Origin of the sequence: Mesorhizobium sp. M1A.F.Ca.IN.020.06.1.1 (genome assembly GCF_004023265.1) — a bacterium.
Taxonomy (GTDB): domain Bacteria; phylum Pseudomonadota; class Alphaproteobacteria; order Rhizobiales; family Rhizobiaceae; genus Mesorhizobium.
Window position 1 is genome coordinate 1 of record NZ_RZSR01000108.1, and the last position, 9,566, is coordinate 9,566.

Annotated in this window: 6 protein-coding genes and 1 pseudogene; all 7 read right to left on the reverse strand. The window is 65.1% G+C overall.

The features are described from left to right. A pseudogene (locus EOA60_RS07490) lies at window positions 1–236 on the reverse strand (hypothetical protein); the annotation flags it as partial. Between the two features lie 132 nt (window positions 237–368). Further along, window positions 369–3,629 (reverse strand): VCBS domain-containing protein, encoded by a 3,261-nt coding sequence (locus EOA60_RS07495; RefSeq protein WP_128311198.1) that lies wholly within the window; start codon window positions 3,627–3,629, stop codon window positions 369–371. Between the two features lie 465 nt (window positions 3,630–4,094). Continuing rightward, window positions 4,095–4,946: a patatin-like phospholipase family protein gene (locus EOA60_RS07500; protein WP_095824824.1), complete on the reverse strand. Its 852-nt coding sequence runs from the start codon at window positions 4,944–4,946 to the stop codon at window positions 4,095–4,097. Then, complete coding sequence (locus EOA60_RS07505) at window positions 4,943–6,268, reverse strand: pitrilysin family protein (protein ID WP_245322396.1); 1,326 nt, start codon at window positions 6,266–6,268, stop codon at window positions 4,943–4,945. The genes EOA60_RS07500 and EOA60_RS07505 overlap by 4 nt, the downstream gene beginning before the upstream one ends. A gap of 245 nt (window positions 6,269–6,513) precedes the next feature. Beyond that, window positions 6,514–7,875, reverse strand: a complete 1,362-nt coding sequence (locus tag EOA60_RS07510) for a pitrilysin family protein (RefSeq protein WP_095824826.1) — start codon at window positions 7,873–7,875, stop codon at window positions 6,514–6,516. A 126-nt stretch (window positions 7,876–8,001) separates the two neighbouring features. Continuing rightward, window positions 8,002–8,556, reverse strand: coding sequence for a 16S rRNA (guanine(966)-N(2))-methyltransferase RsmD (rsmD, locus tag EOA60_RS07515; protein WP_128311201.1), 555 nt, complete (start codon window positions 8,554–8,556; stop codon window positions 8,002–8,004). Next, window positions 8,537–9,566, reverse strand: a 1,030-nt coding sequence (locus tag EOA60_RS07520; RefSeq protein ID WP_348632705.1) for a pseudouridine synthase, incomplete at its 5' end; no start/stop codon positions are given. The genes rsmD and EOA60_RS07520, both read right to left, overlap by 20 nt.

Sequence of the window (9,566 nt, forward strand, 5' to 3'; positions counted from 1 at the left end):
AGCAGCACCAGCGTCAGCATCACCAGCGTCGTCTCGCTGCCGCTGGTGACCACCCGGTCGTAGATCTGCAGCATGTAGAGCGGCGATGCGAGGTAAAGCAGGTTGATGGCCAGGCTGAACACCGCCGCAAACAGGAAATAGCGGCGGCAGGCGCGAAGCGCTTCCCTGACAATCCCGGATTTGTTATCGAGACTCAAAATACCCAGCGGCAGAACCGCCCCCTGTCCAAACTGCATGGCCCGGAACGATACTACTCCGGATCCCTCGCCCGGCCACGCGATCCGCTCGTAAACCTGTCGTAAACCTTAATTCGTAGCTGAATCCTGTAGCGGGATGGTGAGCCGCGCGGGCGCGGCTCACCTCTTTGGTTACAGCACGAAGTCGCTGGCCGTCAGTCCGAGGTTGACGCCAGTCAGCGTGATCTGAAACTCTGCGCCACCGCTTCCGTTGACGTCGGCTCGGACGATCGTGTTGCCGCCGACTTCGGACCAGGTGATGCTGTTGGCGACGGTGGCCGAAGTCTGACCGCCGAACAGGAAAGCCTGGTCGCCGGCTGCTGAGCTGGCGTCGATCGAGGAGAGATCGATCTTGTCGACGCCGTGCACGAAGTCGGTGATGGTGTCGTTTGCGGCGGTTGCGGGCGAATCCGAAAAGGCTGAGCCATAGTAGAAGGTGTCTGCTCCCGCCCCGCCAGTGAGTGTGTCGGTGCCGACGCCGCCGACCAGTCGGTCGTTGCCATCGCCGCCGTTCAGCGTGTCGTTGCCGTCCTGCCCGAACAGCGTGTCGTTGCCGGCCAGTCCGAAGATCTGGTCCGCGCCGCCATTGCCGTAGAGGACGTCGTCGCCGCCATTTGCTCCACCGCCGTCGACCGAATTGCCGTTGCTACCGGTGATGACCTGGAACGTCTCGCTGTACTGATAGGCGGGCCCGACCGGGTCGCCAACCTGGGTTGCCTGCACGGTGATGGAGTACACCTTGCTGGGTGACAAGCCCGACAGGCTCGAACTCAGCGTGCTGCCGGTGATCGAAAACAGCCCCGGGTCCGATTGCGAGGTGATGCTATAGACGAAGCTGCCGGCATCCGGGTCGGTCGCGGTCAGTGCTCCCGTGAATTGGAATGAACTGAACGTTACATCTCCCGTTGTTGTGCTCGGCGTCAGCTGGATGTCGGTCGGCGCAAAACGAGGTGGTCCGTCGTCGGCGCCGGTGATCGAGATCGAGACCAGCTTTGCCGTGCCATCCTCCGAATAGACGGTAAAACTGTCGCTCAAGGGCTGCCCGTCAGCGAGCGCGTTGACCGTCGGGTTCGAATTGTCGAGCGTGTAGGTCCAGACACCGGCGGCGGTTACGGTGAAGGTGCCGTAGCCGAGCGCGCTGGTCGTCGCGGAATTGACGGCCTGGAACGAATCCGTGGTGTTGTCTACATCGGTTGACAGAAGGTCGCCCGTCGCTGTCGGCGTGCCGCCGCCATTCGAGCTGCCCGCTTCGACGACGGTTCCGGTGGCCGTCCCGGTGATCGCCGCGGCATCATTGGCGCCATTAATGGTGATGTCGATGACCTGCGAGGTGCCGTCGGCGGTGGTGACCGTCACCAGCTCATGCAGCGTGGTGTTCGCACCGGTGCTGTTCAGCGCCTGGACGGTGGCGTTGTTGTCGTCCAGCGTATAGCTCCAGTTGCCGGCGGCATCGATCGAGAACGTGCCATAGCTTTTGGCCACGGCGGCCTGGACGTTGAAGGTTGCCGCGTCGTCGACATCCGTTGCGTTGAGGTCGCCCGAGGCCGTCGCATCGCCCGGCGTACCGTTGGCAACGGCGCTCTTCTCCGTGACCGAAGCGTCCTGGGCGCCGTTGCCGGCGATGATGGCGGCATCGTTGGTGCCGGTGATCGAGATGGTGATCAGCTGGGGCGTGCCGTCCTCGGAATAGACGGTGAAGGAGTCGCTGAGCGGATCGCCGTCGTTGAGAGCGTCGACCGCCGGATTGGTGTCGTCGAGCGTGTAGGTCCAGTTGCCGGCAGCATCGATGGAGAAGCTGCCGTAGCCGGAGTCGCCATTGCCGCTGGCGGCCTGGAAGACGTTGGCGGTGTTGTCGACGTCGCTTGCCGTCAGTGAGCCGGTCGCCGTCACCGGGGCGTCGGCGCCGTCCTCGTCGACCGCACCGCTGGTGGTGCCGGCGATGATGGCGGCATCGTTGGTGCCGGTGATCGAGATGGTGATCAGCTGGGGCGTGCCGTCCTCGGAATAGACGGTGAAGGAGTCGCTGAGCGGATCGCCGTCGTTGAGAGCGTCGACCGCCGGATTGGTGTCGTCGAGCGTGTAGGTCCAGTTGCCGGCAGCATCGATGGAGAAGCTGCCGTAGCCGGAGTCGCCATTGCCGCTGGCGGCCTGGAAGGCGTTGGCGGTGTTGTCGACGTCGCTTGCCGTCAGTGAGCCGGTCGCCGTCACCGGGGCGTCGGCGCCGTCCTCGTCGACCGCACCGCTGGTGGTGCCGGCGATGATGGCGGCATCGTTGGTGCCGTCGATGTTGATGGTCACCGAGGTGTGGGTGCCGTCGGCGCTGACCACGTCGAAGGTGTCGGTGTAGGTGGTGCCGGCGGCGAACTCGTTGTGCGCCGAGGAGGCCGTGTAGGTCCAGGCGCCGGCGGCATCGATGGCGAAGGTGCCGTAGGTCCCGACCGTGCCGGCCTGGGCGACGAAGGTCGCCGGGCTGTCGACATCCGAGATGGTCAGCTGGCCGCTGCTCGATATGTCGGCGGCCGCATCGGTCTCGGTCAGGTTCCTCACATCGGCCGACAGCACCGCGGCATCGTTGGTGCCGGTAATATTGACGACGATGTTGTAATTCGCCGTGCCATCCGCGGATGTCACGGTCAACGTGTCGGTGACATTCTGGCCCTGCGTCAGCGGGTCGGCAAGTGCCTGGTTCAGCGCGTAGGTCCACGCTCCCGTCGTCGCATCGAAAGTGAAGGTGCCGTACATGCCCTGGAGGCTCGGCGGTGCCTGAAAATGGTTCTGGCCGGCATCAACGTCCGAAATGATCAGCTGACCATGTGCGCCGGGGTCGCCGGGCGTGCCGTTGGCGACGCCGCCAGCTTCCACCACAGTCGTGTCCGCGCCCGGCGCCGCTGTGATGGTGGCGCCGTCATTGGTGCCTTGAATGTTGACCGAGACGCTCGCCCAGCTCAACGTTCCATTGCCGAGCTTGATTGCGTAGGTAAAAGTCTCGTTGATGTGGTCGCCGGCTCCGAGCGCCTGCAGGCTCGTGAAGCCGTGCTGCGCGAGATAACCGCTAAGGTTCATCTCGACCTTGCCGTTGTTGATGCGGATCAGCACGCCGCCGCCGATGTCTTCCCAGGCGGAGATGCCGGTTGCCTGCGCATCCTGGGTCGTCAGGTCGATCGGCGCGTATTGCTTCGTAGCCGTCGATGCGGACGTGCCGTCGTCGATCGAATAGAGGGTCTTGGCATTGCCGCCCAAATCATTCGCCAAAACGTCCAATAGGATGATGGATTGGGATGCGGACACGATGACCACGTTGTCTTCCGTGTAGTTGAAGACATCGCCCTGTGCCTGCGGCGTGTTGGAGAACGACGTCGTGGTGCCGCCGGCACCGGAGATTTGCGTAGCCATTATTTTCATCCCCCTGGCAGACGCGCTCCGCGCCTGCTCGTTGGCCGTCCGAGACGGCTGACTACCCCATGCCGACGAATCGGCGCCCAGTCTTACGGGGAGAGGAAAGGATCAGAGTGCCATGCAACCAGGCGCAACCCGACGGTCCGGCCCGTGAACGGCCAGCCCAAAAGGCGATTCACAGACAGGTGGTGGCTCGATGGTGATGGCTACGACGGCGATGATCGCCGCGTTGCTTTTCCCCTACCCCAGTAGCGCCGTACTCGTTGTTGCCGGTCGGGAGGTAATTCGCGCTACCCTATATATTAGGATATTATTAACTCTACCGCAGCGCGCGCGTCAATGTCGAATTCGAAGAAGAGTTAATGACAAAATGCGTACTTGTACGCAGACATGGATAAACTGCATCGCACAGGCAAATAGAACTCGGTCCTTCCACGTAGCGGATCAGGCCTGTCCCACCGCTCACACCGCCTTGCCCAGCTTGCCGCCGCGCTCGGCGACCGCCTTCTCGACGGCGCGCTTCAGCTCGTCCTTGATCTCGACGGTGTCGGCCATCAGCGTCTCGATCTTCAGGAAATCGAGCACGCGGTATTTCGAGACGGCCGGACGGATAAGAATATCCGGCGGGTGCTGCCGCAGCTTGTTGGCGATGATCGACTGCATCATCAGCTGCGTGGCGCCATACATGAGGTCGACCGTGGTCGGATGCTTGCGTTCGACGTCGCTCGGCGCCCCGACCACGTCGATGGCGATGATGACGTCGGCATCCTTCTCGACCAGGTCGAAGGGCACCGGGTTGTAGATGCCGCCATCGATCAGCAATCGGTCGTCGCGCATCACCGGGCGGAACACCGCCGGAATGGCGGCCGAGGCCGCCAGCGCCGATTGCAAATCGCCCTGCGAGAACACCGCGAGCTTGTGGCCGAAATAGTCGGTCGCCGTCACCTTGAGCGGAATCTTCAGCTCTTCGAAGGTCGCCGGAATGGCGTCAGGCAGGAAGGCCTTCAGGATGCGCTCGATATTGAACTGGCCGACGCGGATGCCGCCCTGCATGGCCTCGGCGATCGTGCCCGGCCGCGAGCGCCACATGCGCGCGGCCACCTCGGCGCGGCTGCCGAGGATCAAGCGGCTGTACTCGTGGATCTCCGCCCCTCGCATGCCGGCGGCCATGCCGGCGCCCATGATGGCGCCGATCGAGGAGCCGGCGATCGCCACCGGTTTGATCCCTAGCTCGTCCAGCGCCTCGATGGCGTGAATATGCGCCAGCCCCCGCGCGCCGCCGCCGCCGAAGGCAACCGCGAAGGTCGGGCTCATCCCTTGCGGGCTCCCGCCACCTGCACCAGCGGCGGTCCGATCACCATTATCGCCGGGTCGGCCGACAGAAGCTTCCTTGCCGCGGCCTTGACGTCTGCAAGCGTCACCGCATCGATCAGCGCGGCGCGGCGCTTGATGTAGTCGATGCCGAGATTGTCGAGCTGCAGCTCGACCAGCGTCGCGGCTATGGAACTGGAAGAGTCGAGATTGTTAATGGCGTAGGCGCCGATCATGTATTTCTTGGTCGCCGCGAGCTCCTCCTCGGTCGGGCCGTTCTCGGCCATCTCCTTCACCACCTGACGCACGATGGCGAGCGTCTCGGCGGCGCGATCGGAACGCGTCGCCGTCGTCACCAGCAGCGCATTGGAATGCTCGTGATCGACGAGATCGGAGCTGACGCTATAGGCAAGGCCGCGCTTCTCGCGCACCTCCTCGTAAAGCCGCGACGTGAAAGTCGAGCCGCCGAGGATCTCGTTCATCAGCACCGCGGCGTAAAAATCGGGATCGCTCCGTTTGACGCCAGGCCAGGCAAGCTGCAGCGAGGTCTGCGGCAGATCGTAGTTCACTTCCAGCTGCTGGCCGAGCTTCAGCGACACGTCCGCCACCTGGGCCAGCGTCTGCGTCTGCGGCAGGTCGCCGAACACCTCGTCCAGCTTGCCGGAGAGCGTGGCGGCGTCGATGTCGCCCACCACCGCCACATGCAGGCCGGCGCGCGCGAAACTCGCTTTGCGAAAGGTCTTGAGGTCGGCGGCCGTTATGGTGGCAAGGCTCTCCTTCGTCCCCTCATCCGGCCGCGCATAGGGATGCTTGCCATAGATCGCGCGCAGCCAGCGCTGCTGGGCGATCGTGTTGGGGTCGCGCTCATTGGCGAGAATGCCCGAAAGCATCTGGGCGCGGATGCGGTCGATCGGCGCCTGGTCGAAGCGCGGGCTGTTCACCGCCAGCTTCAGCAGGCCGAACGCCTCATCCTTTTGATCGGACAGCATGCGCATCGAGCCATAAAGGCCGTCGCGTGCCGCCTGAAAACTCATCTCGGCGCCGGCGTCGTCCAGCTTCGACTGGAAGGCCTCGCTGTCGAGGTCGCCGGCGCCCTCGTCGAACAGGCCGCTCATCAGATTGACCAGACCTTCCTTGCCGGCAGGGTCCTGCGCGGTGCCGCCGTCGAAGACGAAGCGGATGGCAACCAGCGGGATCGAATGGTCTTCCACAAGCCAGGCGGTGATGCCTTTCTTCGACTTCACCTCCTGGATGTTCATCTCCGCGTGGGCGGCCAGCGCCGGCAAGAGCAGGAAGAACAGGGCGAAGCAGAGGGTTGCGACGATACGGTAGACCCCACCTTCTCCCTTTGTGGGAGAAGGTGGATCGGCGCGCAGCGCCGAGACGGATGAGGGGTGCTGGAAGGAACGAGACTGCGGCGATTTCGAGCATGCCGCCAAGCTGGAGCACCCCTCATCCGGCCGCTTCGCGTCCACCGCCCGGGGGCGAGCCACGGGTCTCGCCCCGTCCCTCGGACCCCACAAGGGGAGAAGGGAAGAAGCGCCCATTCGTCCACGTTCCATGCTCATCATCAATTCCCCGCCTGTTGTTGCGGCAGGAGATAGCCGGTCGTCGAGCGGTCGAGCACCAGGTAGCGGGCGGCCGCGGCCTTGACCTCTGCGGCAGTGACCTTGCGGATGCGGTCGGGCCATTCCTCGACATCCTTCACGTTGCCGCCGGTGGCGAGCGTCGAGCCGTACATATTGGCCATGTCGTCCTGCTTGTCGCGGGCAAAGACCATCGAACGGACATAGCGGGTCTTGGCCCGCTCCAGCTCGTCACCGGTCACGCCGTCCTTGGCAATGCGCGCGACCTCGGCATCGACCGCCGCTTCGACGTCGGAAAGCTTGGCGTCGCCGCGCGGCGAGCCATAGACGGTGAAGTTGGTGGCGTCGAGCATGGTGCCCTGAAAGAACGCGCCGGCCCCGGAGGCGATGCCCTGCTTCACCACCAGCTGCTGGTAGAGGCGGCTGCGGTTGTCGCCGCCCAGGATTTCGGCCAGGAGATCGAGCGCCTCCGCCTCGCCGGGCTTGGCGGTGTGATAGGACGGGACCACCCATTGCGTGGAAAAGCTCGGCACCGAGACGCGCGCATCGGTCAGCGTCACGGTGCGCTTGGTGTTCTGCTCCGGCTCGACCGGGCGGATGCGCGGCCGCAGGTCCGGCCCGCGCGCCACCTTTCCGTAAGTCCTTTCGGCCATTGCCTTCACCGCGTCCGGATCGACGTCGCCGGCGACGATCACCACGGCGTTGTTCGGCCGGTAGAAGGTGTCGTAGAACGCCTTGGCATCCTCGCGGTTCAATTGCTCCATCTCCTGCATCCAGCCGATCACCGGAACGCGGTAGGGCTGGTTCTGCCAGAGCGTCGCGTCGACCTCCTCGTCCAACACTGCCTGCGGATCGTTGTCGATGCGCGAGCGGCGCTCCTCCAGGATAACGTCGCGCTCGGTCTTGATGACATCGTCGGTGAGGACGAGGTTGCGCATGCGGTCGGCCTCGAACCCCATCATCTCCTCGAGCGCCGAAGGCGGCACCGTCTCGTGGAAGGCGGTGTAGTCGTAGGAGGTGAAGGCGTTGTTCGAGCCGCCGATGTCGGCCACGGCGCGGTCGAACTCGCCGGCTGCGTGGTTGCTCGTAGCCTTGAACATCAGATGCTCAAAGAAATGCGCGATGCCGGATTTGCCGGGCGGCTCGTCGGCGCTGCCGATCTTGTACCAGACCATATGAGTGACGATCGGGGCACGATGGTCCGGAATGACGACGACTTCCAGGCCGTTCTCGAGCAGGAAATCCTTGACCGCGGCTTCGCCGGCGGCGCGTGCCGGAACCTGCGCCGCGAACGCCAGAGCGCCGGCAAGGAATGCTGCGCGCAGGCCTCTGGTGTTCAATGTCATCAAATGCTCCGGTCTCGGTGGCGCGACGATAGAAAAGGTTCCATGGCGAGGCAAAGTGATTTGTTCGTCATTTTCGAGGCGCGTGCGTCATTTCCTTTTCCCTTGCGGGAGAAGGGACAGTGCCCCTCACCCCACCTCGACAAACCGGATCACCGTGTCGCCATAGCCGCGCTCGTCCACCACGGAAAAACCGGCGCCCGGTTCGAACGGCGCGGACGCCGCCTCCTCGACCACCCAGAGCGCGCCGGGCAGGAGCCAGCCGCCGGCTTTTGCCGAGCGCAGCGCGCGCTCGCCGAGGCCCTTGCCATAGGGCGGGTCGGCAAAGACCAGGCCGAAGGGCGACAGCGTGCCGGCTTCGCCCAACTGGGTCGCGTCGCGGCGGAAGATTTTGGTCCGCCCGGTGAGCCCGAAGGCCTCGACATTGTCGCGGATCAGCCCGCGCCCTTCCGCCGATTCCTCGATGAAGACGCAGTAGGAGGCGCTGTCGCGCGGCGCCTCCAGCCCGAGCGCGCCGGTGCCGGCGAAGAGATCGAGCACACGGCCGCCTTCGAGCTTTTCGGCATAGCGATGCGCCAGCACGTTGAACACCGCCTCGCGGGTGCGATCGGTGGTCGGACGGATGGCATTGGAACGCGGCGTCGCCAGCGGACGCCCGCGAAACTCACCGCCGACGATCCGCATTGCCACCCCTCGGCCCCTTCGGACCGCGCGGCCGTTCGCCGCCGCTTCCCTCCGGATCGTCTCTTGGCTTGCCGAACGGCTTGCCCTTGCCGCCCGGCCTGAACGACGCCTTCCGCGCCTTCGCTTCCGCGGCCTTCGCGGCGTCGGCCTCCGCCCTGCCTTTGCCGATGGGACGCGCGCCCGGCGCCATCCAGACATTGGCCTTGCGCTGGCCGGGCGGTTCGATCGGCCGCGGTTCGCCTTTCTTGCCGCCGGCCTTGCCGCCGAAGCCGCGCTCGGACTTGCCGAAGCCGCGCTCGGATTTGTCGAAGGCAGACTTGTCGAAGCGAGACTGGGGACCGCGTTCGCCGAAGGCTCGCTCGGGCTTCGTCGAAAGCTTGCTCAGCGCCTCGTCGCGGCTGCCCTCACGGCGCTTGCGGGCCTTGATCAGCCCGCCCTCGCCGATCGGCCGGCGGTCGCCCTCGCGCGTGAATTTCGGCCGCTCGTCCTCATCGCGGCGCGGCTCGCTGCGTCGCACCGGCTTGTTGGAGAACGGTTTTTGGATCTCGGCGTCGAAATTGGCGCCGGACTCTTCAACCAGCCGCTCGCCGAGCTGCTCGCGCAGCGTGCGGCCCTTGATTTCCAGCACGTGGCCCTCGGGCAGCTCGTTGAGCTGGAACGGCCCGTAGGAGATGCGGATCAGCCGCGTCACCTCCAGTCCCAACGCGCCCAGGATGTTCTTCACCTCGCGGTTCTTGCCCTCGCGCAGGCCGATCGTCAGCCAGGCATTGCTGCCCTGCTCGCGGTCGAGCGAGGCCTCGACCGAGCCGTAGAAGACGCCGTCGACGGCAATGCCGTCACGCAGGGCGGTGAGCTTGCTCTCCTCGACCTTGCCGTGGACGCGCACGCGATAGCGCCGCAGCCAGCCGGTGGCCGGCAGTTCGAGCACCCGCGACAGCCCGCCGTCATTGGTCAGCAGCAGCAGCCCTTCGGTGTTGATGTCGAGGCGGCCGACGGTCATCAGCCGCGGC